This window comes from Streptomyces mexicanus, from assembly GCF_902506575.1.
In the GTDB taxonomy this organism is placed as follows: Bacteria; Actinomycetota; Actinomycetes; order Streptomycetales; family Streptomycetaceae; genus Streptomyces; species Streptomyces mexicanus.
Genome location: NZ_LR732544.1, coordinates 2,824,395 through 2,851,319 on the forward strand (window position 1 = coordinate 2,824,395; position 26,925 = coordinate 2,851,319).

A 26,925-nucleotide genomic window follows, 5' to 3' on the forward strand; every position below is an offset into this window, starting at 1 on the left:
GCGTAGGGCTGCTCGGCGACGAAGGGCTGCTGGGCCCGCGCGGGCCCAGCAGCCCTTCGTCGCCGAGCAGCCCTACGCGGCCCCGCAGCCCTACGCCGCCCAGCCGACCTTCGCCGCCCCGCAGCCCTACACGGCGGAGCAGCCCTTCGCGCCCGAGCAGCCCTTCGCGGCGGAGCAGGCCGCCCGCCCGCAGGCGCCCCCGGACGCCGGCGGCTGGCCGATCCCCTCGCCGCCACCGGTCGGCGAGGCGCCCCCGTCGGCGTACGACCCGCTGCGGGACACCGGGCCCTCCGTCCCGCGGTACGCCGCCGCGGACCCGTACGGCCACGGCGGACGTGATGTGCACGACATCGGTGAGACGAACCGCCCCTCGGGCGCGTACCACCCGAACGACACGTACACGAGCGGTCCCGCCACGGAAACACTCCCCGGCACGCCCTTCGGCGCGCCGGGTTCGGGCGAACCCTGGAACACGCCGTCCGGAGGCCACAGGTGAACGAGGCCCTGCCCGACGTCCCGGAAGTCCGCGTGGTCGGGCTCCCCCAGCTCACGTCGGGCTTCGACCTTGTCGAGCGACTCGATCTGTCCATGCACCTGAAGGTGCACGGGCCGCTGGAGCCGCTGGGCGGGGAACAGCTCGCGCAGCTCGCCGAGGCCGTCAACCTCCGGGGCCGCGGCGGCGCGGGCTTCCCCTTCCACAAAAAGCTGCGGTCGGTCGCCGAGTCGGCGATCCGCCGCGGGGTGCGGCCGGTGGTGGTCGTCAACGGAAGCGAGGACGAGCCGGCCTGCCGCAAGGACACGGTGCTGATCAACCGCGCCCCGCATCTCATCCTGGACGGCGCCCTGCTGTGCGCCGAGGCCCTGGGTGCCCGCACCCTCGTGGTCGGCGTCACCCGGGCCTCCACGCAGCGCTCCATGGAGGACGCGCTCGCCGAACGCGGCCTGAGCAACGGGCGCCGCTCGGCGATCCGCGCGCGCGTGCAGCGCAATCCGGTGCGCATGGTCACGGGCGCGGCGGCCTCGCTGATCCGGTCCATCGACGGCGGTCCGGCCATCCCGCCGGGCCGCAAGACCAGCGCCTCGCAGAGCGGCGTGGGCGGTGCGCCCACGCTGCTGTCGAACGCCGAGACGTTCGCCCAGCTGGCGATCGCCGCCCGGATCGGCCCGGAGCGCTACGGCCACACCGGCCTGTACGACGAGCCGGGCACCGTCATGCTGACGCTGTCCGGCGCGGTGGCCCGCCCGATGGTGATCGAGGTCCCCACGGGTGTGCCGCTGCGCTACGTGCTCCAGCTGGCGGGCGCCCCGCCGGTGCCGCAGGGCGTGCTGACCGGCGGCTACCACGGCAAGTGGATCGACGCGGCGACGGTGAACGAGGCGATCGTCTCGCGCAACTCCCTGGACGCGGTGGGCGGTTCGCTGGGCGCCGGGGCGATCCTGCCGATCGGTCAGGACACCTGCCCGCTGGGCGAGTCGCTGCGGGTGGCGCAGTGGCTGGCCGAGGAGAGCGCCGGCCAGTGCGGCCCCTGCTACCTGGGCCTGCCGGCCGCCGCGCGCGGCATGGAGGACATCCTTAACGGCGGCGGCCCGGCCGCCCTGGAGGCGCTGAAGCAGGTCGCGAGGAACGTCAAGCGGCGTGGGGCGTGTTCGCATCCGGACGGCTCGGCGATGTTCCTGGAGTCGACGGTCAGGGCGTTCACCGACGACCTCGCCGCGCACGTCCTCGGCGACGGCTGCGGACGGCCCGTGCAGGGTCTGCTGCCGCTGTTCGAGGGGGGCCGGGCGCCGACGGGCGTCCCGGGCGGCGGAGCGGCCGAGGAGACCGGCCCGAGCCGGCAGAGGATCCACGTCGACTGGACGCTGTGCCGCGGCCACGGCCTGTGCGCGGACATCCTGCCGGAGGTCTTCCAACTGGGCGCGGACGGCTTCCCGACGGTGGCGCAGGCGCCGGTGCCCCGGTACGCCGAGGCGAAGGCCCTGCGGGCGGTGCGCCGTTGCCCGGCGCTGGCGCTGCGCGTCGAGGAGGACACGCGTGCGGAGTCGTCCGCGCGCGGCAACCTGCCGGTGCTGTCGCAGGGACGGGGGCGACGGGCGCTGGGCCGCTGATGTGAAGGGGTCGGATCCGAGGTTCCCGGGTTCCCGGGTTCCCGGGTTCCCGGGTGCCTCGGGTCCCCGGGTGCCTCGGGTCCTCGGGTTCACCGTTCCCGGTGCCCGGGTCCGACCCCACCGCACCGATGTGACGCGCGCAATACGTCGAGGGCGGGCCATCCTTTTCGGATGACCCGCCCTCGACTGCTGTGGAGCTAAGGAGAATTGAACTCCTGACCTCCTGCATGCCATGCAGGCGCTCTACCAACTGAGCTATAGCCCCTTGCTCGGTGCGCCGCCCGGTTTCCCTCTCGGTTCCCCCGGCGACGACGTAAACATTACAGGTCCCGGGCTGCAGCGCCAAATCCGTTCTCCGAGCGCCCCGCTCGGGTGGCATACGCCCGATTCGTCACGCCGTGACGAAGGAGTAGAACCGCTTGAGCGTGCAGTGTTCCTCCAGGAGCCGGCCGTAGATCGGCTCGCCCTCCAGCTCGCGGTACGTCTCGATCGGGTCGCCTTTTATGATCAGCGCCCGCGCGCACTCCTCGCACCAGTACTGGTAGTCGGGGTTGATCGGCTCCATGTCACGGACGATCGGCGTACCGCTGCCGCACCAGTCGCACTTTCGCCTGTGGGCACCCATCGATCAGCTCCAGCTGTGGCCGCAGGCCGTGCACACGTACGAGATCCCTCCGTTGTCGCCGAGGACTTGAGCCACGTGCAGGGAGCCGCAGGAGGGGCAGACGAGACGAGTGGCCGTGTTCCGTATCAACGCCGCATCGAGGAGGTCGCCGACCTCCCCGTGGATGCTGGCAGGCATCGCTACTCCCTCCCGTCGGGCCGCGTCCCCTTCCGGCCGTTTGATTCTGCCACGGCCGGACCGATACGGTCAGCGACGCCTCGGTACCAGTCCGGCCACGACGGCCGCCGCGGCCGCCGGCCACCGCACGCACCCGCACCCTGCCCGCGCCAGCGCCGAGAGCGCCTTCCCCGAGGTATACGCCCCACGGACGCCTGCCGCTCAAGCGACGAAAAATCCCGCCCCCCTGAGGGGACGGGATTCATCCGTGGAGCTAAGGAGAATTGAACTCCTGACCTCCTGCATGCCATGCAGGCGCTCTACCAACTGAGCTATAGCCCCTTGCGTCACGCGGCGGGCCGCGTGTCTTGTTTCGCCCCGCTCGGCGGGGCGAACAAGAAGAACTTTAGCCTGCGACCTGCCAGAAAGTGAAATCCGGGTCCGGCGCGGTGCCGCACGGCCGCCGCACGCGGCCCCGGACGGCCTCAGTCGTCGTCGCCGAGGACCGGCTCCGGCAGCGTGCCGGCGTTGTGCTCCAGCAGGCGCCAGCCCCGGCTGCCCTCGCCGAGGACGGACCAGCAGCAGTTGGAGAGGCCGCCCAGGCTCTCCCAGTGTCGGGCCTCCAGACCGAGGAGGCGGCCGATGGTGGTGCGGATGGTGCCGCCGTGGCTGACGACCACCAGCGTGCCGTCCTCGGGCAGCTTCTCCACGTGCCGCAGCACCACCGGGGCGGCGCGGTCGGCCACCTCGGTCTCCAGTTCGCCGCCGCCGCGGCGCACCGGCTCGCCGCGCTTCCACGCGGCGTACTCCTCGCCGTACCGGGCGATGATCTCCTCGTGCGTCAGGCCCTGCCAGACGCCCGCGTAGGTCTCGCGCAGGCCCTCGTCCAGGGTGACGTCGAGACCGGTCAGGGTCGCCAGCTCGGCGGCCGTGCGCGCGGCCCGCCGCAGGTCGGAGGAGACGATCGCGTCGGGCCCGAGGGAGGCCAGCAGCCGGGCCGCGCGGCGGGCCTGACCGATGCCGGTGTCGGTGAGTTCGACGTCCGTGGACCCCTGGAAGCGCCGCTCGACGTTCCAGGAGGTCTGGCCGTGCCGCCACAGGATGATGCGGCGACCCCGGCCCGGCGTGCGGGCCGCCCCCTCAGCGGCGCCGCTCACCGCCACTCACCACCCGGCTGGGCCGGCTCCTCGGCGGCCTGCAGCCTGGCGTGCTCCTCGGCCTTGCCTCGGGTGGCCCGGGCGTCGGCGGGCAGCTCGATCTCGGGGCAGTCCTTCCACAGCCGCTCCAGGGCGTAGAAGACGCGCTCCTCGCTGTGCTGGACGTGCACGACGATGTCGACGTAGTCGAGCAGGACCCAGCGGGCCTCGCGGTCGCCCTCGCGGCGCACCGGCTTGGCACCGAGTTCCTTCAGCAGTCGCTCCTCGATCTCGTCGACGATCGACTTGACCTGGCGGTCGTTGGGTGCGGACGCCAGGAGGAAGGCGTCCGTGATCGACAGCACGTCGCTGACGTCATAGGCGATGACGTCGTGGGCGAGCTTGTCGGCTGCCGCCTGGGCGGCGGTGTTGATGAGCTCCAGAGAGCGGTCGGTCGCGGTCACTACAGGGCTTTCCGTCGGCGGTCACTTGCCCTCCAGGGTCTCACGGACCGCCGACAGCACCCCACGTCATTACCGGATCACCCGCCTGACGAGGGCTTGTAGTCCCGGCCGAGGACGACCGAGACGTCCGCGCCGGAGGTGACCGTGCCCTTCGTCACGGAGCCGTCGGGCAGGCCCAGGGTCTTGGCGACCTCGGTGGCGTTCTCCTTGTCGGCGGCGTCCGCGTAGATCACCTGGGACGTGGAGCGGGCGGTGGAGGCGGTGCCGCCCTCCAGGAAGGTGAAGCCGCCGTTGAGGAGGACGACACGGGCCTTGTCGGTGGCGTCCTTGGTGCCGGAGGCGTTCTGCACCGACACCCGCACGGCCGCTCCCTGGTCGGGGCTCTTCGCCGCGCCGCCCAGGATGTCCTTGACCACGCTCGCGCTGGTCTGCGCGCTGAGTGTGCCGTCGGGCTGCACGGGCAGCAGCGCCGTCCTGTAGTCGCCGCCCTTGGCGAGGTCGGCGAGCTTGGCCAGGAAGGTGCCCAGGTCCTTGTCGGTGAGGGAGGGGTCGAGGATCTGCGCCAGCGTCTGCACGGTGACGGTGGCGGACTGCGGGTCGGAGGACAGCTTGCGCAGCACGCCCTGCATCACCTGCCCGAACCGCTCCAGCTGGGCGTTGTCGGACTCCCCCGAGGCCCGGTAGGTGGCGTAGGCGACCGCCATCTTGCCGCTCAGGCTCTGGTCCGCGCCCTTGTGGACGAGGGGCGAGGCGCCCTTCTTCTTGGTGTCCGGGTCGGGGACGTCGGCATTGGTGTCGACGTCGATGCCGCCGACCAGGTCGACCAGGTTCTGCAGGTAGGGGGTGTCCAGGCGCCAGGTGCCCTGGATACTGGTGCCCAGGACGGTGTCGAGCTGGTCGCGCGTGCCGGAGGAGCCGTCGTCCTGGACGGACTTGGCCAGGGTGGTCGTGGTGCCGTCGTCGCCGGTCAGCGCCAGGGAGTTGGGCAGCAGCACGGTGGTGCCCTGCTTGGTGGTGGTGTTGTCCACCAGCAGTGCCGTGGACGTGCCGCCCTTGGCGGTGTCGTGCAGATGGACGACGATCACGTCGCGTTTCTGGGCGCCGGCGGCGGTGGCGGCGCCCTGCTCGGTGCCGGACGACGACAGCCCGGGCAGCTTCCCGGCGTACCAGAGCCAGCCGACGCCGCCGAGCGCGACCAGGGCCAGCACGACGACCAGGGCGATGAGGCGGCTGCGGGCGCGGCGCCGGGCCTCCTCGCGGCGCTCGGTGCGGTTCTCGGTGAACTTCAGCCAGTCGATGACGTCCTCGGAGTCGTCGTCCGGCTCCTCCACGAAGGCGAACTGCTCGGTGTGGTACTCCGGCTGCCGCGCGCCCTCGTCGGGCTCCTCGGGCTGCCGGCGCTCCTGGAGCGGCGCGTGCCCGTCCTGGGGGCCGGCCTGCTGCGGGATGTACGCGGTCTGCTCGGCGACGCGGGGCTGCTGCCCGCTGGTCGCGGCCTGCCCGTAGGGGTCGTAGGGGGTGTAGGGGTCGTAGGCGGTCCCGGTCTCCGGGGCGGTCCCGGGGGCCGGTGCCGCGGTCCCGTAGGGGTCGTAGGCGCCGGGGCCGCCGCCCGGGGAGCCGGGAGGCGCGTAGAAGCCCTGCGCGTCGTGCGAGCCGGGCGCGTCGTGCGCGTCGTGGGTCCCGTAGGGCGGGTAGGGCTCGTACGGCTGCTGCGGGTGCTGCGGTCCGGTGGTGGTGTACGGGTCGTAGCCGTAGCCCTGTCCGGCCGGTGCGGCCGGTCCGGTCTGCGGGTCCTGGTGGCCGTAGGCGTCGTACGTCTGCTGCGGGGTCTGCTGGACGGGGACCTGGCGGTACACCGGGCGGCCGTAGTCGTCGTAGCCGACCAGCTCGTAGCCCTCGCTCCCGTACCCAGCGTCGTATCGGTCGTTCACCGGTGCCCCTCTCGGCTACTCGCCGCGGTACAGCTCGCGCTTGTCGATGTAGCGCACGACTCCGTCGGGCACCAGATACCAGATGGGGTCCCCCTTGGCGACGCGCGCACGGCAGTCCGTGGAGGAGATGGCGAGCGCGGGGACCTCGACCAGCGAGACGCCGCCCTCGGGCAGTCCGGGGTCGTTGAGGTTGTGGCCGGGCCGGGTGACGCCGATGAAGTGGGCGAGGGAGAACAGCTCCTCCGAGTCGCGCCAGGTCAGGATCTGGGCGAGCGCGTCGGCGCCGGTGATGAAGAACAGGTCGGTGTCGGGGTTGAGGGAGCGCAGGTCGCGCAGGGTGTCCACGGTGTACGTGGGGCCGCCGCGGTCGATGTCGATGCGGCTGACGGAGAACTGCGGGTTCTCGGCGGTGGCGATGACCGTCATCAGATAGCGGTCCTCGGCCGGGGAGACACGGCGGTGGCTCTTCTGCCAGGGCTGGCCGGGGGGGACGAACACCACCTCGTCCAGGGGGAACTGGGCGGCGACCTCGCTGGCCGCCACGAGGTGCCCGTGGTGGATCGGGTCGAACGTTCCGCCCATGACGCCCAGGCGGCGCTTGCCCGTCGACACCGGGCCGCTGCCCGGTCCGTGCTCGGGGTGCTTCACCGTGTCACTCGCCGGACCGGTAGGCATGTCCTGCTCTCCCATGCGTGCAGACCCTACCGGCCCGGCCCGAGCACCCCGGCGGCGAGATGGCCGGGGACGGCGCGCGGGGCCCGGGACAGGCCCCGGAGCGGGCCGAGGCGGGTCAGCGGTCGCGGTTGAAGCGGGTGGTGATCCACAGCAGGAGCAGCAGGACGACGAGCGCGGCGCCGCCCGTCACGGCCGGGTTGAGACTCTCGTGGTGGCCGCCCTCGGCCTCGGCGAGGTTGACCAACTGGGCAGCGGTGCTGGGGAAGCTCATCTTCGGCAGACCTATCCGGGTGTGGGCGGGATAAAGACGTCGGCTCATCGTAAGCGCCCGCCCTCACGCGCCTCACGCCGACTCCACCGTTGCGGGCCCCACGCGCCCGGCCCGACCTGCGCGGTCGGATGTGCGGGACGACCGCGCCCGCGGGGCCGGGGACGTCTCGGGAACCTTCCGGCGGGCTCAGTCGTCGTTCCGCTTGTAGCCGCGCAACAGCAGCCAGCCGGTCAGCACGCAGCCCAGGATCATCACGACCAGGACGACCCGGAGGAGGTCACCCGATCCCTGGTGCTGGGTCGCGGCACCGGCGGCCTCGGTGAGCCGGGCGACTGCGGGATGGTGCTCCATGGCATGGTCTCCTTCGCTGTACTGCCCGTCCACGGTAACGCCGCCTAGGCTGGCTCCTGCTTCGGGGGCACATGGGGCACCACAGACATCATGGGGGAATCACATGTCCGACGACGGCCACGAGCACAACGGGCACCGGCAGGTGCCGAGCAGGCGGCGCTCGCGCTTCCCGGGGATCTCCTCGCGGGCGTACGAGCACCCGGCCGACCGGTCCGCCCTGGTCGCCCTGCGCCGGCTCAGCGGCTTCGACACGGTCTTCAAGGCCCTCAGCGGTCTGCTGCCCGAGCGCAGCCTGCGGCTGCTGTTCCTGTCCGACTCCGTGCGCGTCTCCGACCAGCAGTTCGCCCACCTGAACGACATGCTGCGGGACGCCTGCTACATCCTGGACCTGGAGAAGGTCCCGCCGATGTACGTCAACCAGGACCCGCAGCCCAACGCGATGTGCATCGGCCTGGACGAGCCGATCATCGTGGTCACCACGGGCCTGGTCGAGCTGCTCGACGAGGAGGAGATGCGGGCGGTCGTCGGCCACGAGGTCGGGCACGCCCTGTCCGGCCACTCGGTGTACCGCACGATCCTGCTGTTCCTGACCAGCCTGGCCGTCCGGGTGGCCTGGATCCCGCTGGGCAACATCGCGATCATGGCGATCGTCACGGCGCTGCGCGAGTGGTTCCGCAAGTCGGAGCTGTCGGCCGACCGGGCGGGGCTGCTGGTCGGGCAGGACGTGCAGGCCTCCCTGCGGGGCCTGATGAAGCTGGCCGGCGGCCACCATCTGCACGAGATGAACGTCGACGCGTTCCTGAAGCAGGCCGAGGAGTACGAGGAGGCCGGTGACCTGCGCGACTCCGTGCTGAAGATCCTCAACGTGCTGCCGCGCACCCACCCCTTCGCCACCGTGCGGGCGGCGGAGCTGAAGAAGTGGGCCGCCTCCCGCGACTACCAGCGGATCGTGGACGGCCACTACCCGCGGCGCAGCGAGGACAAGGACGCCTCGGTCGGCGACTCCTTCCGGGATTCGGCGGCGCACTACGCCAACCACGTGAAAAGCTCCAAGGACCCGCTGATGAAGCTGGTCAGCGACCTGGCGGGCGGGGCGGGCGACCTCGGCGAGCGGGTCCGGCGCGGTTTCGGCGGCTTCACGGGCACGGGGTCCGCGAAGAACGGCGCGAAGGACGGCCCGAAGGACGGCCCGGCGGACGAATCGCCCTCGGACGAGCCGCGCTCGGACGGCTCGCAGTCGGCCGGGGACTGAGGAGGAAGACCGGTCGGCGCGTGCGTCGTGGGCCGGACGGTGGCGGGCTCACACCTGGGGCTGCGCCGCCGGGGAGAGGGTGCCGCACAGGGGCGTGGCGCCGCCCTGGGCGTAGGGGTTCGTGGCGGCCGGGCCGCCACCCTTGGCGGTCTGTCCGGCCAGGACCGGGTCGAAGTGGGCCGTGGCGTCCTCCGCGCAGGACAGCGGGCCGGCCTGGACGGTGGAGGCCACGAGCTGGACCTGGTGCCGGCGCAGGTCGTCGCGGTCGAAGCGGAATCGCAGCTCCCGCCGGACGGTGAACAGCGAGGCCGGCGCGTGGGCGGCGGACCCGGCCTGCCTGAGGGCATAGACGAAGGTGACGTCCGCGGAGACCTCCAGGGCCGCGGCGTCGTCCTCGCGCACCTGCAGGGCGCCCTGTGCGCGAACCTGCGGGTCGGCCAGCCGGGCGCGGTCGGGGGCGAAGTGGACGAGCCAGCCGGTGAGCGCGTGCCGGCCGTCGGCGGCCGGATGCCCGGCGCTCTGGTCGAACTGCTGCAGCTGGTCCGTGTCGAGCAGGGAGCGCACGCCGTCGTACCGGCCCGCGATGAGCACCGCCGGGTCGAGGGAGGAGGCGACGAGGTACTCCCTGGCGTAGCTCAGGGCGGCGACGACCTGGCTGTCGGAGAAGTACGCGCCGGCCCGGTGGGTGGGCAGCGCGATGCCCTCGGCTCCGGCGAGGTACCGCTTGGCCGGGCTGTGCGCGTACAACTGCGCGGGGTCGGCGGCGCCGGGCACCTTGCCCTGCGGGGCGAGCGGGATGACGGTCGTCGTGAGCGGGGCGGCGGGCCGCTGGGCCTGCGGGGCGCGGTACGGGCTGCGTACGCCCAGGTAGACCGCGGTGACGAAGGCGAGGGCGATCAGCAGGAAGAGGACGAGGGCCTGGCGGGGCAGCCCGCGGCGCAGGGCGGGGCGGCGGCGCACCGCGGGGGTGTGGTCGGTCATCCGCTCCCGCGCGGAGTACTCCTGAAGGCGGGCAGCACGCACGAACGACTCGTCGAACACGACGGATCGGTATTCGTCCTCCGCGCCTGACGGGGTGCCCTCGGGAGTCCCTTCAGGCGGCTCTCCGGGCCCGCCCATATATTCAGGGTAGGTCTCCGCAAGCGCTGGTAAACGCACAGGTGCGCGACAAGTACGCACAGCGTTCCACCGGGCCTCGGGCTCCCGGCCTGCGTCCGGGGTGCGCCGGGGCTGCACGCGCAGGGGCGCGAGGCGCTTGGGCTCAGGGCGTGCGCGGGACCGCCGAGACGAGCGGCGGCGAGGAGTCGGCCGACGCGGAGGGCGCGGCGCTGCCCTGCCCCAGGCCGGTGGAGGCGGGCGGCGGAGCCTGGTCCCGGCTGCCGGAGGACCCGCTGCCCCGGTAGACCGCCGCGAAGGCCAGGGCGACCATGCCGATGCCCATCACGAGGGCGAGCACCCAGGCGACCGGGCGGTGCCAGCGCACCTGTCTGCCGAAGGGGCCGATGCCGCCGGAGCGGCCGTCCAGGAAGTCGGGGTCGTCCAGGTCGTCGAGGTCGCCGTCGTGGCCGAAGCCCGGCCGGTCGGGGCCGTAGCCGTCCTCGTAGCGCTCGCCTCGCGCGTGGGCGCGGCGGCGGGCCTCGGCCTCGGAGGCCTCGGCTCTGGCCTGGGCGGCGGCCAGGAGGCGTTCCACGGCGCTCGGCTCGTGGATCACGGCCGCCCGTACGAATGCCTCGTCGAAGACCACGGAGGCGAACTCTTCGTCCGACACCCCGCGGTCGTGGTCGTCGTCGGGCTCCCAGCCGTCAGGGAACGGCGTGCCCCCCACGTCCTCCGGCACGCCTCCAGAGTAGACCTGGGGGGTCAATTTGGGCAGACGGTATGGAAATTCATCCGCCAGGTGAGACGCCGGTGCGCCGGGCGTGCGGCCGGCGCCGCGGCGGGCTCGCCGTCAGCGCCGGATGTGGCCGTCGCCGGTGACGATGTACTTCGTGCTGGTCAGCTCCGGCAGGCCCATCGGGCCACGGGCGTGCAGCTTCTGCGTGGAGATGCCGATCTCCGCGCCGAAGCCGAACTGGCCGCCGTCGGTGAAGCGGGTGGAGGCGTTCACGGCGACGGTGGTGGAGTCCACCAGTCGGGTGAAACGGCGGGCGGCCTGCTGCGAGGAGGTGACGATCGCCTCGGTGTGCCCGGAGGACCACAGCCGGATGTGGGCGACGGCCTTGTCCAGCGAGTCCACGACGGCGGCGGCGATGTCGTAGGACAGGTACTCGGTGTCCCAGTCGTCGGGGGTGGCCTCCACGACCGTGGCCCGGGAGTCCTTCGCGTAGGCCATCACCCGTTCGTCGGCGTGCACGGTGACCCCGGCGTCGGCGAGCGCGTCCAGGGCGCGCGGCAGGAAGTCGGCGGCGATGTCCTGGTGGACCAGGAGGGTCTCGGCGGCGTTGCAGACGCTGGGGCGCTGCGCCTTGGAGTTGATCAGGATGTCGACGGCCATGTCGAGGTCGGCGTGCGCGTCGACGTAGACGTGGCAGTTGCCGGTGCCGGTCTCGATCACGGGCACGGTGGACTCGTTGACGACGGTCCGGATCAGCGAGGCGCCGCCGCGCGGGATGAGCACGTCGACCAGGCCGCGGGCGCGCATCAGCTCGTGCACGCTCTCACGGCTCTCGCCGGGCACCAGTTGCACCGCGTCGGCGGGCAGCCCGGCCCCGCCGACCGCGTCGCGGATCACCCGGACCAGGGCGGTGTTCGACTCGTAGGCGGAGGCGGAGCCGCGCAGCAGCACCGCGTTGCCGGACTTCAGGCACAGGGCGGCGGCGTCCACGGTGACGTTGGGCCGGGCCTCGTAGATGATGCCGACCACGCCGAGCGGGACGCGGACCTGGCGCAGGTCCAGGCCGTTGGGCAGGGTGGAGCCGCGGACCACCTCGCCGACCGGGTCGGGCAGCGCGACCACGTGGCGCACGTCGGCGGCGATGGCACGCACCCGCTCCGGGGTGAGGGTGAGCCGGTCGACGATGGCATCGCTGGTGCCGGCCGCGCGGGCCTTGGCGACGTCCTTGGCGTTGGCCTCGACGATCTCGCCGGTACGGACCTCCAGGGCGTCCGCGATGGCGAGCAGCGCGTCGTCCTTCTCCGCGCGCGGCAGCGGCGCGAGGTCGGCGGCAGCGGCCTTGGCCCGGTAGGCGGCCTGGGCGACCGGGGACATCGAGTCGTACGGCGAGAGCGTGGTCATGGGGGAAGCGTAGTGCGCTGCGCGGGCGTCTTCAGCGGGTGTTCCACAGCGCGAGACACCACGAGGCGGGTCAAAACACCCCGGGCCGCGGCGGGACCCGCCGCGGGCCGGTGCGGCGGTGAGGCAGGCGGGCGCGACCGGGGCCGGGCATCCGTGCCCGGGCGCGCGCAGGCCGCATCGCCGACCCGGACACCACCGGCCGCATGCGCCGGCCCGGACACCACAGGCCGCATGCGCCGGTCCGGACACCACGAGCGGCATGGGCCGACCCGTACGGCCGTGAGCCGCGTGCGCCGACCCGTACGGCCGTGAGCCGCGCAGCCGCGCCCGGACCACGGGCCCCCGTCGCCGCCCCGAACGCCCTCCAGCCACGCCCCGGCCCCCTCCGCCACGGCCTGCGGCCGACGTGCGGACGGCCGGCCCCGGTCAGCAAGCCGGCACCGGTCAGCGGACCCCGGTTGGAAGGCAGACCCCGATCAGAAGGGATGGACCCCGACCGGTGTGGCGGGCGGCGGGCCGCAGCCCTCGGCGAGCCGCTGGGGGGAGGGGTCGCGGGCGACGACCTCCCGGCCGGCGATCTCCCCGGGCGGCAGCTGGGCGCCGCGCCGGGGCTCGCCCCACAGGCGCAGCGCGACGGCGGCCGCGTCGTGCAGGTCGCGGGCCTCCTCCCAGTAGCGGATCTCCGCGTGGTCGTCGGCGTAGCGGCTGGTCAGCAGGAAGGGGTGGTCGTGGGCGAGCTGTTCCAGGCCGCGCCGTACCTCCTCCAGCGGGGTGCGGGTGCCGCAGACCCGCAGGGTGATGTGCCACAGCCGGGGCAGCTCGGCGCGGGTCTCCGGCGCGTCGGACGCCTCGGGCGCCTCGCTGGTCCCCCGCGCCCCTTCGGCCGCGTGTTCCCTGGCGTAGCGCTCCCCGGCGGCCACGCTGGTCAGGGCGCGCTCCTCGCCGGCCGCACGGGACGCGGACCCGCCGGTACCACCGCGGGACGCCGCCCCCGGGCGTACTCGTCTCACGACGGCCTCCTTCTCCCAGTGCGTGACCCGGCGCGGCGCGCACCGGGTGCTCGTGCGGACTGTGTCCCTGGGACAAAGTGCAGCAGGCCGCGCGGCTCCGTGGGGCGGTTTTGCGGAACGTCCCCCACCTTCAGGCGCCGGGCCGCGGGACGTTTCGACCCATTACGGCTCCAGAAGCACCAGGTCGTCCCTGTGTACGACCTCGCGTTCGTACGCCGGTCCCAGTTCGCGGGCCAGTTCCCGGGTGGAGCGGCCGATCAGCCGGGGGATCTCCGTGGCGTCGAAGTTGACGAGTCCGCGGGCCACCGCGCGGCCCGACCCGTCGCGCAGCTCGACCGGGTCGCCGGCGGTGAAGGCGCCCTCGACGGCGGCGATGCCCGCCGGGAGCAGCGACTTGCGGCGCTCGACGACCGCGCGGACCGCCCCGTCGTCGAGAGTGAGCGAGCCCTGCGGGGTGGAGGCGTGCTGCAGCCACAGCAGCCGGTCGGCGGAGCGCTTGCCGGTGGGGTGGAAGTAGGTGCCGGTGTCCTTGCCCGCGAGGGCGTCGGCGGCGTGGACCGCGCTGGTGAGCACCACGGGGATGCCGGCGGCGGCCGCGATCCGGGCGGCCTCGACCTTGGTGACCATGCCGCCGGTGCCCACACCGGCCTTGCCCGCGCTGCCGATCTCGACGCCCTCCAGGTCGGCCGGTGAGCGCACGTCGGTTATCCGGGAGGTGCCGGGCTTGCTGGGGTCGCCGTCGTAGACGCCGTCGACGTCGGACAGCAGCACCAGCAGGTCGGCGTGGACGAGGTGGGCGACGAGCGCGGCGAGGCGGTCGTTGTCGCCGAAGCGGATCTCGTCGGTGGCGACGGTGTCGTTCTCGTTGACGACCGGCAGGGCGCCCATCGCCAGGAGCTTGTCCAGGGTGCGCGAGGCGTTGCGGTGGTGGGCGCGGCGGCTGGTGTCCTCGCCGGTCAGCAGGATCTGGCCGACGCGGATGCCGTAGCGGGCGAAGGAGGCGGTGTAGCGGGCCACGAGCAGGCCCTGGCCGACGCTGGCGGCGGCCTGCTGGCGGGCCAGGTCCCGCGGGCGGCGGCGCAGGCCCAGCGGGGCGAGCCCGGCGGCGATGGCGCCGGAGGAGACCAGCACGATCTCCCGCTCCCCCTTGCTGCGGCTCTTGGCGAGGACGTCGACGAGGGCGTCCACGCGGTCGGCGTCCAGGCCGCCGGCCGCGGTGGTCAGGGACGAGGAGCCCACTTTGACGACGATCCTGCGGGCCTCGCGCACGGCCTGCCTTGCCCCTGCCACCTTGCCGCCCGTCTCCTCACGCCGCTGCTGCTGCACACCCGTGTCCACGTGCCGAATCTACGCGAAGCGGGTCGGTGACCGCGCGGGAGTTCCAGTACGCGGACCGGGACGGAGCGGCGCCCGGCGCCGGTCGGGCCGTGGATCCGGTACGGCGGCGCGGGGCCGGAGCCTGGGGCCCGGCCACCGCCCGGAGGCCCGGACGCCCGGAGGCGGCGCACACCCGGATCACGGGCGTGCGCCGCCTCGTCGTGCGGTGCGGCCCGCTATGCGAGGACCGGCCACAGGTAGATCATCGCGATGATGCAGCCGGTGGCCGAGAACGTCACCCAGTACAGGCTCACCGTGTTGAACGGGACCTTCTCCCAGGGCTTCTGCCGCTGCTCGACGATGTCGGCCATCACCCGTTTGCGCACCGGCACCAGCATGATGACGAACATGAGCAGGACGCAGCTGTACAAGTACAGCGTGTGGGGCAGGGAGTAGCCCCTCAGCACGGCCGTGGGCACGAGGAAGACCAGGCCGACGAACGGCGCGACCGAGACGCGTAGTTTCGCCCCGGGGGTCGGCATGCACCAGCGCATCGCCACCAGGTGGACGAGGGTGACGACGGCGGCGACGAGGACCCAGCCTGCTGTGGTGACATGGTCGCTCACCATGGCGTCAGATCATGCCAGGTGTCGCTGATGGCATCACCCACGGCCTTGCCGCCGGCAACGATGGCGCCGGTGGCCGGCGACAGGGCCGCCGTACCGACGCGCTGGATCTGGGCGCCGACGGACAGGGCGCCGTGTTCGAGCGGTCCGAGGGCATCGCCGATCACCCCGCCGAACTTGCCCCACGGAAGGCCGGTGGTGAAGACACCGACAGCCACACCGAACGCCGAGGTCAGGCAGTCCGAGGAGAACGGCCCCTCGGCGAACCCGTAGATGACCGTGCTGGCCACACCGGTGATCAGGGACACCCCACCGAAGAACCCGTACAGGGCCTCACCGGCCGGCGGCGGGACCAGCAGCGAGAGAGCTGCGGCGTAGCCGGTGTAAGTGGAGATGGTGCCGAGTGTGTCGGCGGCACCCTTCCAGTCATCGGCCGTACCGCCCAGGAACTTGTACGGTTCCTTCGCCCCGTCGTTGTCGGAGTTGTCCGCCGGGTCGACGCCGTTCTGCTTGGCCTTCGCGGCCGCTTCCGCGGCCGCCTTGGCCGCCGCGATCTGCTCCTGCCTACGTTTGGTGGCGAGGATCTGCCTCGCCTCGGACGCGGCCTTCGCCGCCGCGGTGGCGTCCTTGCCGGCCTGGAGTGCGGAGGCGGCGGCCGCGTTGGCGGAAGCCTGGGCGTTGTTGGCGGAGATGGTCGCCGCGGCCGCGGCGGCGGTCGCCTGGTTGGCCGAGTAGTTGGCACGCCGCGAGGCGCTCCGGGCGGCCAGCGCCGCGCTTTTCGCCTTGTCGGCGGATGCCTGGGCCTCGGCCGCGGACTTCTCCGCGGCGTCCGCGTGGGCCTCCGCCTGCTGCTTGTACGTCTGCGCTTTGGCGGCGGATTCCGTTGCGGCGGTGGCCCACTTCTGCGCCTCGTCCGACGCCTTGCGCGCCTCCGCCGCGACCTTCTGGGCGTAGGCAGCGTTCGTCGTCGCGTCCTGCGCCAGCTTCGCGGCGTGCGCGAGCATGGCCTGCATGGCCGCGATGTGGGACGCGGAGTCCGCGTCGAGTTGCAGCGTCCGCGGATAGACGGTGGTGACGAAGTTGCGGCGCATCCAGCTCGGGCCCTCGAGCGCCACGGTCGCCATCATCTTGGTGTACGGGCCCGCGGAGTCGACGGCCGAGAAGACGGCCACGTTGTCGTCCTCGGCCTGCGCTGGCGCGTACTTGACGGTGAAGAACTCGTGCACCGCCTTCGCCGAGCCGTCATTGAGCGCATCGTTCGCCGCCTGTCTGACCGCCTTGCCGGGATTGCCCGCCAGGATCCTGAAGATCGCCGCGGTCTGGTCCTCCCTGGCCGCGTCGATCGCACCGGTGGTGAGGAAGGCAGCGGGCGCGGCGTCGTCCGCGGACTCCAGGGCCGCCTGTGCCGCGGCCGCCACATCGGGTGTGGAGACCGTGCTGAGGAACAGGACGGTCTCGCGGTCGTCCTGCTTCTGCGCGATAACCCGGTCAGTGTCGATCCAGGTCAGGATGGCCTCGTCACCGGCGGCGAGCGCGAATGCCGCGGCCTCGCGGGTCCAGGTGCCGTGCGACGACAACAGGGCGAGGCATGCCTTGCGGCCGTGGTCCACGGCGCTCGGGTGGTCGCCGTCCTTGAACGCCTTCTCGGCCGCCGCGATCAGGTCCAGCGTGGCCGAGTCCGTGGCCTGCTGCTGGGTCAGCTGGTTGCGGGCCGCCTCAGTGTCCTGCCTCTCCAGCTCGGCGAGCGCGGCGGCGTCGGCCTTGCCCTGCTCGGTGTACTCGTCGAGCCTGGCCTGCTCCGCGTCGCGGGCCTTCTGCTCCACCTCCTGCGCGTCCAGGACGGCCTTGACCGCGGCATCGGCCGCCGCTTGGGCGTCGTTGGTGTACGCGGTGGACTTGTTGGCGAAGTCCAGGGCCTGGCCCGCGTACTTGACCGCCTCGTCGGCCGCGGCAGCCGCCTTCTCCGCATGGTCGGCCGCGGAGTTGGCCGCGTCGCGGGCGGCTGCGGCCGCGGTCGCCGCGGTGTCGGCCAGGGACTGTGCGGAGGAGGCGGCCCTGGTGGCGCGTGCGGCCTGGGCGTCGGCCTCGGCGGCGGCGGCGCGGGCTGCGGCGGCCTCGGAGGTGGCGGCGCCGGCCGCGGAGGCGGCGGTGGCCGCGGCGTTCGCGGCGGCGGCCGAGTCGCGGGCGGCGGCAGCGGCCGAGTTGCCCGCCGCGACCGACTGGGCGGAGGCGATCTTGGCGGCGTCGGCGGCCTTGGCGGCGGTACGCGCCCTGGCCGCGGCGGTGCGGGCGGCGATCGCAGCGTCCTTGGCGGCCGCCGTCTTGGACGCGTCCTTGGAGGCGGCCATGGCCGCCTGGTAGGCGGCGGAGGCGGCGTGCGCGGCCGTGGCGGCGGCGGACGTCGCCGCGTGCGCGGCCCAGGCGGCCTTGCGGGCGGCGGTCTGGGCGGCGTAGGAGGCGGAGATGGCGATGGACGCGGCGTTGGCCGCACCCTTGGCGGCGCTCGCGGCCTTGCGGGCGGCGGCGGCGGACTTGGCGACGTCCTCCTTGGCGGCCTGCGCCTCGTCGGCGGCCTCCAGCGCAGCCTTCTTGGCCTCGGCGGCGGCGGTCTTCGCCTTGTCGGACTCCTCCTTCGCCTTCTCCGTCGACAACTGGGCTCGCTTGGACTGCCGTTCCGTGACGGCGACGAGCTGCTCGATGGAGGCGGCCTCGTCGTCCCGGGCACGGGCGATGTTCTGCCCGATCTCCAGGAACCAGCGGATGGCGTCGGGGCCGCCGTCGTCCAGGGCGCGCTGTGCGTACGTACTGAGCTCGGGCCCGGCACCGTTGAGGATCTTGAAGACCTCGGCGGTCTCGTCCTCCAGACGCGCGGAGAACTGGGTGTCGGTGATGAACTTCAGCAGCGCGTCGCCGGAACCGTCGTCAAGGGCGGCCTGCGCGGCGGACTGCACGCTCCTGCCGCCCACCGACTGCAGCGTGAGGGCGAGGACGCGCATGTCCTCGGCCTGCGCCGTCTTGTACCCGCCGGCGAGGAAGGCCGAGATCTCCGCGTCCCCCGCCTCCAGGACGCGGGAGATCTCGGCGATCGTGCCCTTGCCGGCCAGGGAGAGCGCCTTGAAGACGGCGGCGCGGTTGTCCTCGGCGATGGCGGCCGGCAGTGCCGTGGTGAGGAACGCCTCGACGTCCGCGTCGGTGCCGACGAGCGCGGCGGCCGCAGCGGCCTTGGTCGCCTTGCCACCACCCTGCCAGGCGGCGACGGCCTTGGCCCGCGGCGTGTCGGGAAGCGAGGGGATGGTGGGGGTGTCGCCGGTGCCGGTCGTGGCGGCGAAGGCCTGGGACGTCCTGCTCAGTGGCAGTGCCGTGGCTGCCGCGGTGGCGGCTGCCACGGTGATAAGGCGCCGTCTGCTCCAGAAAGTTGTCTGCATGTGTATGTCGTCCTCGAGGTGCTGACTGACAGAGCGGAGTGGCCGGTGGCACGCGACACCGGCGGGCGCGCTTGTGGTGGGAGCCGGTGGAGCTTGAGGCGGCGGGCGCTCTGAGCGCCTGGCGCGGCGGCCATCGGCTGCGATGACCGTGCTGCGTGCGTGCGGGCCGCCCCGTTTCGGCGCACGGTCACAATTCCCCCGTCACCTCTGTTGCGTGCCAATCGAAAAGGGATCCTCACACACTTTTTCGGTGCACGTAAAGGAGGGCTGCAAAACCACGGGCGACCCTCCCCGCCTGACACAGTCATCCACAAAAGGGAGAGAAATCAACGAATTTTTTACTCATCCTTGACGGTCCTTCGACAATTCGGCCGTCGCGGCGAAACCGGCGCAGTCGAGGGCGAACTGCCTTCATCTTTGGCCAAGTTGGCCATCGACGAAAACCTTCACATATGTGGCGACGATCTGTCAGTCATGTGATGTACGCCACCCTGCACTCGCGCCAAGTAGGTGTTTTGCCACCCTTCGCCCTGTGGACATGGATCAAGAATTCCAGCTTGGATGAACGAAGCTGCGGGCGAGTTTCGCACTTGCGATGCGGAGAGTCCTCTCACACCGATGGCTCATTTCGGGGGGCGGTTCCATGGCCATGCACATTTCTGAGTGTGCTCATTTCGCGCCGGCTTCTGCCGACCCGGCCCGTCGCAGCCGACGCTCGCAACCGTACGCGCTCTGACGTACCACCAGCATCGACCCCAAGGACTTCAATGAAGGCGCGTGGCGCAATCGTGGCAAGGCCGAGAAACAAGAGATTCGTCGGCACCGTGCTGGCCGCAGCAGTGGCCGGCGCCCTGACCTGGCTCGCCGTCCCGGCCGGCTCCTCCGGCGCCCAGAGCGCCGACAACCGGGCGACGGCACCCGTCGCGGGCGAGGCTCCCGGCTACGCCGTGGAGGACTTCAACTACCCGCAGGCCGACAAGATCCTCGCGGAGAAGAACATCGTCCTCAAGCGCGGCGACGGCCACATCACCCTCGCCGACTGCGTCAGCGGCACCGGACAGCTCGAGGTCTGGGCCCGCAGCAAGGACAAGATCTGCTTCCAGGTCACCGGCAACTCCGGCTGGCTGACCCTGGAGATCCCCTCCGTCTACGGCATCAAGGGCAACGACTACGCCACCCAGGTGGACATGACCACCGGCACCGAGGAAAAGTCCTTCGACATCGACAAGAACACCTGGACCGCGGTCGGCGAGAGCGCCGACGAACAGGGCCGCGAATTCATGCTCGTGGAAATCCGAACCACCAAGTAGCCCTGGTGCGATTGCGCGTCTCTTGGGTGGATCCACTCCGAGAGTCACTTCATGCCACGCACCGGATACGCCTTCCTGGAAAGAGCCACACATGTCTCACAGACGCTTTTCCATGTCAAGGGCATGGGCAGTCGGCGTCGCAGCCGCAATCGCGGCACCGGCCCTGCTCACCGCCGCGCCGGCCGACGCAGTGGTGGGCGCGGAAGTCACTGACAACGCCTACGCCTTCACCGCTCGCATCGACATCGGCGACGGCGAGCGCGCCTGCTCCGGCGCCCTGGTCGACCCTTCATGGGTCGTCACCGCGGGATCGTGCTTCGTGGACGACCCGGCCTCAGGTGCCGTCCCCGCCGCCGGCAAACCCGCCAAGACCGCCAAGGTGATCGTCGGCCGCCCCGATCTGACCACCACGGCCGGCATGGCGACCGAGATCACCGAGCTCGTCCCCTACCCAGGGCGCGACCTGGTCATGGGGCGCCTGGCACAGCCAGCCACAGGGATCACCCCGGTCGCGCTCTCCACCACCCCGCCGATCGCGGGGGAGACCCTCGAAGCCGTGGGATTCGGCCGCACCAGGACCGAGTGGTCGCCGCTCAGGCAGCACACCGGGGCCTTCACCACCGACACCGTGGAGGACACCGGCCTGTCCCTCACGGGGCAGAACGGCGACGCCATCTGCCCTGGTGACGCCGGCGGCCCCTTGGTGCGCGAGAAGAACGGAACGATCGAACTCGTCGCCGTCCACAGCCGCTCCTGGCAGGGAGGCTGCTGGGGCGTGGACGCCGACGAAACGCGCACCGGAGCGGTCGACACCCGCGTGGACGATCTGAACGCGTGGATCCAGCAGGTCCGCGGTCTGCCCCAGCAGGCGCAGGTGACCGCAGGCGACTTTAACGGTGACGGCAAGGCCGACGTCGCGGCGCTGTACGACGACGGGAAGGACGCCGCAGGCCGCGGTCTGGTCAGTCTGTGGGTGTTCGACAGCGACGGCACGGCGCTGCGTGCGCCGCGCGTGACGTGGAACAGCGACACCAGCTGGACCTGGAGCAACACCAAGCTCACGTCGGGCGACTACAACGGAGACGGGAAGGCCGACGTCGGCGTTCTCTACAACTACGGACAGAACGCCGACGGCGTCAACCGGACCAAGCTGTGGATCTTCACCAGCACCGGGGACGGTTTTCGGGCACCGACGATCCTGTGGGACAGCGGCAGCACGAGCTGGAACTGGAATTCCAGCAAGCTCACCTCGGGCGACTACAACGGTGACGGCAAGGCCGACATCGGCGTTCTCTACAACTACGGGCGTACCGCCGACGGCCGCAACCACACCGGCCTGTGGGTGTTCACCAGCGTCGGCAACGGCTTCCAGGCACCGGCCAAGGTCTGGGACAGCGGCACCGGCAGCTGGAACTGGAACGCCAGCAAACTGACGTCGGGCGACTTCAACGGCGACGGCAGGACGGACGTCGCCGTGCTGTACGACTACGGACAGGCCGCCGACGGCCGCAACCAGACCGGTCTGTGGTTCGTCGGCGGTGCCGACGGCCTCGGTTCCCCGAAGAAGGTCTGGACGAGCGACACCAGTTGGAACTGGAATTCCAGCAAGCTCACCTCGGGCGACTACGACGGTGACGGCAAGGCCGACATCGGCGTTCTGTACAACTACGGTCAGGACAGCGAGGGCCGCAACCACACCGGTCTGTGGACCATGGCGGGCACCGACACCGGCGTCGCGCCGGCGAAGAAGGTCTGGGACAGCACCACGAGCTGGAACTGGAACGCCAGCCAGCCCGTGTCCGGTGATTTCAACGGTGACGGCAAGAGCGACCTCGCCGTCTTCTACGACTACGGACACAGCGCCGACGGCCGTACCCGTCACGGCCTGTGGAACTTCACCAGCACCGGTGACGGCATGACCGGCCCGCACCTCGACTGGGACAGCGCCCTGCGGTGACGAGTGGCCCGAACGTCTCTGTCTGACCTCTCCCCCTGTCCGCTCCTCCGTACGGCGCGGGCAGGGGTCGCCGTCCGGCCGGTACAGGTGGGCCGCCCGGCGGCAGCGGGCCGCGGCCGCCGGACCATGGTCCTCCTGCCGCGGCGCGCTCAGCGGTACCGCGGTCCGACACCGATCGCCCCCGGCTCAGCCGTGCCGGGGGCACCGGCCCGGCCGGAGCGACAAGACGCGGCTCAGCCGTGCCGGTGGCGCCACCCCAGCCAGGCCGACTCGATCATGTCGTCCAGGTCGTGGCGGGCGCTCCAGCCCAGTTCCGCGTGGATGCGGTCGGCGGAGGCGACGACCCGGGCGGGGTCGCCGGGGCGGCGTGCGGTGACTTCGGGGGCGAGGTCTTCGCGGCCGGTCACCTTGAGGATGCGGTCGACCATCTGTCGTACGGAGCTTCCCTCGCCCCGGCCGATGTTGAGGGTCAGGGACGTGCCCGCGGGGGCCTCGGCCAGGCGCCGCGCCGCCGCGAGGTGGGCGGAGGCGATGTCCGCGACGTGGATGTAGTCGCGCACGCAGGTGCCGTCCGGTGTGGCGTAGTCGTCGCCGAAGATGCGCGGCGCCTCGCCGGCCTCCAGCCGCTCGAACACCATGGGGATGAGGTTGAAAGCCCCCGAGTCGGACAGTTCCGGCGTGGCGGCCCCGGCGACGTTGAAGTAGCGCAGGGCGGCGGCCTTCAGGCCGTGGGCGCGCGCCGCGGCGGCGATCAACCACTCGCCGACCAGCTTGGTCTCGCCGTAGGGGCTCATGGGCACGCAGGGGGTGTCCTCGGTGACGAGGTCCACGTCGGGCATGCCGTAGACGGCCGCGGAGGAGGAGAAGACGAGCCGGTCGACGCCGACGGCGGTCATGGCCTCGAGGAGGGTCTGCAGGCCGGTGACGTTCTCCCGGTAGTAGTACAGGGGGCGTTCGACCGACTCCCCCACCTGCTTCTTGGCCGCGATGTGCACCACACCGGCGATGTCGTGGTCACGGAAGGTGCGCTCGAGCAGCTCCTGGTCCAGCACGCTGCCCACGACCAGCGGCACGTCGGCGGGCACGCGGTCGGCCGCACCGGTGGACAGGTCGTCGTAGACGACCACGTGTTCGCCGCCCTCGGTCATGGCGCGCACCACATGGGCGCCGATGTACCCGGCTCCACCCGTGACCAACCAGTTCATCGTTGTGCCTCCTCCGTCCGTACAGCTGGGACCACCTTCGCCCATGACCTGCACGAAATCGAATCCGGCAGATCAGGGCATCTCGGGTGATTCCGGCGATGACGAAGTCGAGCGCGGCGACCGGGCCGCCCGACGCCGGAGGGGGAGCGGAGCGTCTGTGTTCGTGACGTGATCACATCATCGAAACACGCACACGCCCCGTCCGCAACCGATCCCACCCGGAGTATCCAGGCGAATACGGCCATACGACCGGTGTGGGTTTTCTCATGTGCCTCGCGTGCTCCTGACGGGTGGTCACTTGTGGCGCGTCGCACATAGGTTCACCCCTCGGGCTCACGACACGCCCGGCAGTTCCGTCGGCGGACACCACGCGCCGACGCCGGACACACAACGAGGGGGGACATTCCTTGGACACCACCTACTGGAGCAGACGCCGCGTCCTCACCGCCATCGGGGCGGCCACCGCGGCGACCGCGATCCCGCTCGCGGCACCCTCCCGGGCACTGGCCGCCACCACGTCCACGACCGGAGCGGATCTGCCGAGGCTCCCGGAACTTCCCGACACCGCCCGGGCCCGGGCGGTCACCGCGTGGAAGATCGGCGGGCGCACGGTCAAGAACGTGGCCGCCCAGGCGCTCACCGGCACCGGCGCCGATGTCGACGGCTTCCTGTCGCAGGGGCTGGCGCAGGCCACCGCCGAGGACAACCGCCTCGCCCTCCTCAAGGCCCTGCCCGCCAGCGGCAAGGGCACGGCCCGTGACGCCTCCGCCGCGCTCGACGGCGGTGACGACGCCATCGCCGCCTTCCTGGCCGGCGGATACAAGACCGCCGAACTGGAGGATCTCCGCGTCACCACCCTGTCCATCATGAACGCCGGTGGTACGGCGATCCGGCGGGAGGCGCAGAAAGCCCTCACCGACGGCACCAGCGACGCCCTGTCGCTGTTCCTGCTGGACACCCAGATCACCGCCCGCCAGGAGGACGAGCGGGCCGAGGTGTTCCGTATCCTCTCCACCGCCTCTCCGGAGGTGCAGAAGTACGCCGAGCGCGCCCTGGACGACGGCTCCCCGTCGGCGATCAACTGGTTCCTGACCACCGGCCAGTACATCGCGCGGGCCCGGGACCAGGAGAGCGCCACCATCGATCAGCTGGTGGCGATCGTGGAACGCGAGGGCAAGCGCGCCCAGCTCACCTCCGACCGCGCCGTCGCCGCCTCGGACAAGGCGCAGCAAGCCGCCGAGAAGGCGAAGGAGGCTGCCGAGAAGGCCGCCGCCGAGGCCGACGCGGCCCGCGAGGACGTCGCCAAGTCCGGTGCCGCCGCCCGCAAGGCGGCCTCCGCGGCCCAGGGCGCCGCCTCCGCCGCCCGCACCGCCGTCCAGGCCTCCTCCGCCGCGCACAACGCCGCCCGCCGCGCGGCGCTGTCCGCCACCGCCGCCGCCCGGGCCGCGGCGCCCGCCGGCCGAGCCGCGTCCGCGGCCTACTCGGCGGCCATCGCGGCGGCCCACGCCGCCTCCAAGGCCAGCGCCGCCCGGGCCGCGGCACAGGGCGCCCGCAACGCCGCCGCCAAGGCCCGCACCGCGGCGGCCGCCGCCGACGCGGCCGCGACCGCCTCCAGTCAGGCGGCGGCAGCCGGGTCCGCCGCGGCCGGGGCGGCGCGCAACGCGGCCTCCGCGGCCAACTCCGCCGCAGTTGCCGCGCAGGCAGCCGGTGCCGCCCAGTCGGAGGCGGCCGCCGCCAAGGCCGCCGCCGCGGAGGCGGACGCCCAGGCGGCCCGGGCCACCAGGGCCGCGAACACCGCCCAGTCCCTGGCCAACACCGCGGCGCAGGCGGCACGCACCGCCCGTGACGCGGCCAACTCCGCCGCCACCCACGCCGACAACGCGGCGAAGGCGGCCGACGAGGCCGCCGACGCGGCCGGGCAGGCCGCCGACTACGCCACCAAGGCCACGGCGTGGGCCGCCGAGTCGGTGAAGGCCGCCGAAGCAGCGGTGAAGGCGGTCCAGGACGCCCAGGACGTGGAGCAGGCGGCGCGCGACTCCGAGGCCGAGAAACTGGCGGAGGAGACCGAGCAGTCGCTCGCCGAGGCCCGGGAGCTGGCGCAGGCGGAGGCCGAGGACCGGGAGGCGGCCCGTAACGCCGCCACCCAGGCGGACGCCCTGGACGCCGCGACCAAGGACCTGATCGCCAAGGCCGAGTCCGCCTACTCCTCCGGCGACACGGCCCAGGCCGTCGCTCTGGGCCGCCGGGCGGCGATGAACCTGATCTCCACGACGATCGGCACCTGGAGCCGGAGCGCCGCCGAGTACGCCCTGGCCGGAGCCGACGAGGACGTGCTGGCCTGGGTCTCCACCGACCGCCGGATCGCGCAGACCCAGGACGACCGCGAGACGGTCCTCGCCCTGGCGAAGGTCTCCACCGAAGCCGTGGCCAACGCCGCTCAGACGGCGCTGTCGGCCGAGGACTCCAAGGCCGTGGGCGACTTCCTGACCACCGGGATCCTGGAAGCCGCCGCGGCGGACAACCGGATCGCCATCCTGCGCATCCTCGCCGACAACCCCGGCAACGCCGTCAAGGCGGCGGCGCAGGCCGCCCTGGACGACGGCTCGGCCAAGGCCCTGCACGACTTCTTCCTGGGCTACGCCGACAAGGTCGTCGAGGACGACCAGGTCGCCGTCCTCTCCATCCTCGACACCGCCGGCCCGTACACCAAGGCGGCCGCCCAGGTCGCGCTGGAGGGCCCGTCGTGGATGCGGCGTGACTTCGTCACCACCGTGCACCACCGCACCGCGCAGCTCGACTCCGACTGGAGTGCCCACGTCGCCGCCGTCCGGGCCTCCATCGCCCACGCGGCGAAGATCGCCCAGGAGGCGCAGAAGGACGCCTACGAAGCGTCCAAAGCCGCGGCCGATGCCCGCAAGGCGGCCGACGAGGCGGCACAGTGGGCGACCAAGGCGCAGGCCTCCGCCGACAAGGCCGCCGACTACGCCCAGCAGGCCGACGCGAACGCGGACGCCGCCGAACGCTCCGCACAGGACGCGCAGGCCTCGGCGGACAAGGCGAAGGCCGCGGCCGCCTCCGCGCGCAGCGCCGCACGGCGGGCGAACTACTCCGCCAACCAGGCCGTGGCCTCCGCCGCTGCCGCCGTGCAGTCCGCCAACCAGGCCCAGGCGTCGGCCAACGCCGCACGCCAGTCCGCCTACGAGGCCGGAAAGGACGCGGCGGCCGCCGCACAGGCCGCCTCCGAGGCCCGCACGATCGCCGCCCAGAAGCGTCAGCAGGAACTGGCTGCCGCCGCGCAGGCGGCGGCGCAGGCGGCGAAGCAGAACCAGCAGAACGGCGTCGACCCTGCCGACACCAGCGACAACGACAAGGTCGACAACCCCGAGGGCTGGGGCAGCAAGGACGACTGGCGCAACGTCGCGCAGGCCCTCAACGCGATCAGCGCCGTCTCCGGGACCGTCGCCGCGTTCAGCCTGCTCATTCCCCCGCCCGCCGGGGAGGCCATCGCGGGTGTGGCGGGCACCATCTCCTGGGTCACGGGCATCGGTTCGGCCGTCATCACGGGCTTCACCGACGGATGGACCTCCGACGCGTTCTTCGGTTCCGTCGCCGGTCTGGCGGTCGGCGCGCTCACCGGAGGCTTCACGCTGGGCAAGATCAAGGTGCCCGGCCTGTCCCATGTGATCGAGTGGGGCGCCGAAGGCCTGAAGAGCGGCACGGTGCTCGCCACCCGGGTCGGACACGAACTGGTCGGTCCCGCGGTCGGTTTCGCAACCACGTCGTGGAACAAGGTCGGCGATGTGGCCTCCGACATCGGGGGGGCCATCTCCGACGGATGGAACTCCATCTTCTAGACGCATGCGGACCGGGCCG

Annotated in this window: 21 protein-coding genes, 2 tRNA genes and 1 pseudogene; 6 read left to right on the forward strand and 18 right to left on the reverse strand. The window is 72.4% G+C overall.

Going from position 1 to position 26,925, the window contains the following annotated elements:
* Together GV126_RS36425 and GV126_RS12665 are read left to right on the forward strand one after the other, a co-directional pair.
* A pseudogene (locus tag GV126_RS36425) lies at positions 1-496 on the forward strand (cytochrome b/b6 domain-containing protein); the annotation flags it as partial.
* Positions 493-2,106 carry an NADH-quinone oxidoreductase subunit NuoF family protein gene (locus tag GV126_RS12665; RefSeq protein WP_185947966.1) on the forward strand — a complete coding sequence of 538 codons (1,614 nt, stop codon included), beginning with the start codon at positions 493-495 and terminating at the stop codon, positions 2,104-2,106. The pseudogene GV126_RS36425 and the gene GV126_RS12665, both read left to right, overlap by 4 nt.
* Positions 2,107-2,298: 192 nt before the next feature.
* Here GV126_RS12665 and GV126_RS12670 read toward each other — a convergent pair.
* The 10 genes from GV126_RS12670 to GV126_RS35755 form a co-directional block, all read right to left on the reverse strand.
* Positions 2,299-2,371: transfer RNA gene (locus GV126_RS12670), tRNA-Ala, on the reverse strand.
* A 126-nt stretch (positions 2,372-2,497) separates the two neighbouring features.
* On the reverse strand, positions 2,498-2,731 hold the full coding sequence (locus tag GV126_RS12675) for a hypothetical protein (RefSeq protein WP_006136074.1): 234 nt from the start codon (positions 2,729-2,731) through the stop codon (positions 2,498-2,500).
* 3 nt (positions 2,732-2,734) lie between these two features.
* Positions 2,735-2,908: a hypothetical protein gene (locus GV126_RS12680; protein WP_159665752.1), complete on the reverse strand. Its 174-nt coding sequence runs from the start codon at positions 2,906-2,908 to the stop codon at positions 2,735-2,737.
* Between the two features lie 248 nt (positions 2,909-3,156).
* Positions 3,157-3,229 (reverse strand) — tRNA-Ala (locus GV126_RS12685).
* A 143-nt stretch (positions 3,230-3,372) separates the two neighbouring features.
* Positions 3,373-4,050 (reverse strand): histidine phosphatase family protein, encoded by a 678-nt coding sequence (locus GV126_RS12690; protein ID WP_159665755.1) that lies wholly within the window; start codon positions 4,048-4,050, stop codon positions 3,373-3,375.
* Positions 4,041-4,487: a ribosome silencing factor gene (gene rsfS, locus GV126_RS12695; RefSeq protein ID WP_028422147.1), complete on the reverse strand. Its 447-nt coding sequence runs from the start codon at positions 4,485-4,487 to the stop codon at positions 4,041-4,043. Before rsfS ends, GV126_RS12690 begins: the two co-directional genes overlap by 10 nt.
* A 77-nt stretch (positions 4,488-4,564) precedes the next feature.
* On the reverse strand, positions 4,565-6,418 hold the full coding sequence (locus GV126_RS12700; protein ID WP_159665758.1) for an LCP family protein: 1,854 nt from the start codon (positions 6,416-6,418) through the stop codon (positions 4,565-4,567).
* Between the two features lie 15 nt (positions 6,419-6,433).
* Positions 6,434-7,108, reverse strand: a complete 675-nt coding sequence (gene nadD, locus GV126_RS12705) for a nicotinate-nucleotide adenylyltransferase (RefSeq protein WP_159665761.1) — start codon at positions 7,106-7,108, stop codon at positions 6,434-6,436.
* 100 nt (positions 7,109-7,208) lie between these two features.
* A complete protein-coding gene (locus GV126_RS35750; RefSeq protein WP_185947969.1) occupies positions 7,209-7,364 on the reverse strand; it encodes a hypothetical protein in 156 nt (51 codons plus the stop codon).
* Positions 7,365-7,550: 186 nt separating this feature from the next.
* Complete coding sequence (locus tag GV126_RS35755) at positions 7,551-7,715, reverse strand: hypothetical protein (protein ID WP_028422144.1); 165 nt, start codon at positions 7,713-7,715, stop codon at positions 7,551-7,553.
* A gap of 103 nt (positions 7,716-7,818) precedes the next feature.
* On the opposite strand from GV126_RS35755, the gene GV126_RS12710 reads away from it, so the two are divergent.
* Complete coding sequence (locus GV126_RS12710) at positions 7,819-8,967, forward strand: M48 family metallopeptidase (protein ID WP_159665764.1); 1,149 nt, start codon at positions 7,819-7,821, stop codon at positions 8,965-8,967.
* 48 nt (positions 8,968-9,015) lie between these two features.
* Here the strand turns inward: GV126_RS12710 and GV126_RS12715 are convergent, their stop codons facing one another.
* The 7 genes from GV126_RS12715 to GV126_RS12745 form a co-directional block, all read right to left on the reverse strand.
* Positions 9,016-10,086: an SCO2583 family membrane protein gene (locus tag GV126_RS12715; protein ID WP_159665767.1), complete on the reverse strand. Its 1,071-nt coding sequence runs from the start codon at positions 10,084-10,086 to the stop codon at positions 9,016-9,018.
* A gap of 142 nt (positions 10,087-10,228) precedes the next feature.
* Positions 10,229-10,804: an SCO2584 family spore wall biosynthesis protein gene (locus GV126_RS12720; RefSeq protein ID WP_438947840.1), complete on the reverse strand. Its 576-nt coding sequence runs from the start codon at positions 10,802-10,804 to the stop codon at positions 10,229-10,231.
* A gap of 111 nt (positions 10,805-10,915) precedes the next feature.
* A complete protein-coding gene (locus tag GV126_RS12725) occupies positions 10,916-12,202 on the reverse strand; it encodes a glutamate-5-semialdehyde dehydrogenase (protein WP_159665773.1) in 1,287 nt (428 codons plus the stop codon).
* 476 nt (positions 12,203-12,678) lie between these two features.
* Positions 12,679-13,212, reverse strand: coding sequence for a DUF8830 family protein (locus tag GV126_RS12730; RefSeq protein ID WP_159665776.1), 534 nt, complete (start codon positions 13,210-13,212; stop codon positions 12,679-12,681).
* Between the two features lie 162 nt (positions 13,213-13,374).
* Positions 13,375-14,481 carry a glutamate 5-kinase gene (gene proB, locus GV126_RS12735; protein ID WP_159673606.1) on the reverse strand — a complete coding sequence of 369 codons (1,107 nt, stop codon included), beginning with the start codon at positions 14,479-14,481 and terminating at the stop codon, positions 13,375-13,377.
* Between the two features lie 284 nt (positions 14,482-14,765).
* A complete protein-coding gene (locus tag GV126_RS12740) occupies positions 14,766-15,158 on the reverse strand; it encodes a hypothetical protein (RefSeq protein WP_159665778.1) in 393 nt (130 codons plus the stop codon).
* The gene (locus GV126_RS12745) at positions 15,152-18,580 is read right to left on the reverse strand and encodes an ALF repeat-containing protein (protein ID WP_159665780.1); all 3,429 of its coding nucleotides are present in this window, start codon (positions 18,578-18,580) and stop codon (positions 15,152-15,154) included. Before GV126_RS12745 ends, GV126_RS12740 begins: the two co-directional genes overlap by 7 nt.
* A 788-nt stretch (positions 18,581-19,368) precedes the next feature.
* On the opposite strand from GV126_RS12745, the gene GV126_RS12750 reads away from it, so the two are divergent.
* Positions 19,369-19,890 (forward strand): hypothetical protein, encoded by a 522-nt coding sequence (locus tag GV126_RS12750; RefSeq protein WP_236569972.1) that lies wholly within the window; start codon positions 19,369-19,371, stop codon positions 19,888-19,890.
* Between the two features lie 112 nt (positions 19,891-20,002).
* Complete coding sequence (locus GV126_RS12755) at positions 20,003-21,847, forward strand: FG-GAP-like repeat-containing protein (RefSeq protein WP_159665782.1); 1,845 nt, start codon at positions 20,003-20,005, stop codon at positions 21,845-21,847.
* A 233-nt stretch (positions 21,848-22,080) separates the two neighbouring features.
* On the opposite strand, the gene galE is transcribed toward GV126_RS12755, so the two are convergent.
* Entirely contained in the window at positions 22,081-23,052 is a 972-nt protein-coding gene (galE, locus tag GV126_RS12760; protein ID WP_159665784.1) for a UDP-glucose 4-epimerase GalE, read from the reverse strand.
* A gap of 407 nt (positions 23,053-23,459) precedes the next feature.
* On the opposite strand from galE, the gene GV126_RS12765 reads away from it, so the two are divergent.
* Positions 23,460-26,906 carry an ALF repeat-containing protein gene (locus GV126_RS12765; RefSeq protein WP_159665786.1) on the forward strand — a complete coding sequence of 1,149 codons (3,447 nt, stop codon included), beginning with the start codon at positions 23,460-23,462 and terminating at the stop codon, positions 26,904-26,906.
* The last annotated feature ends 19 nt before the right edge of the window (positions 26,907-26,925 follow it).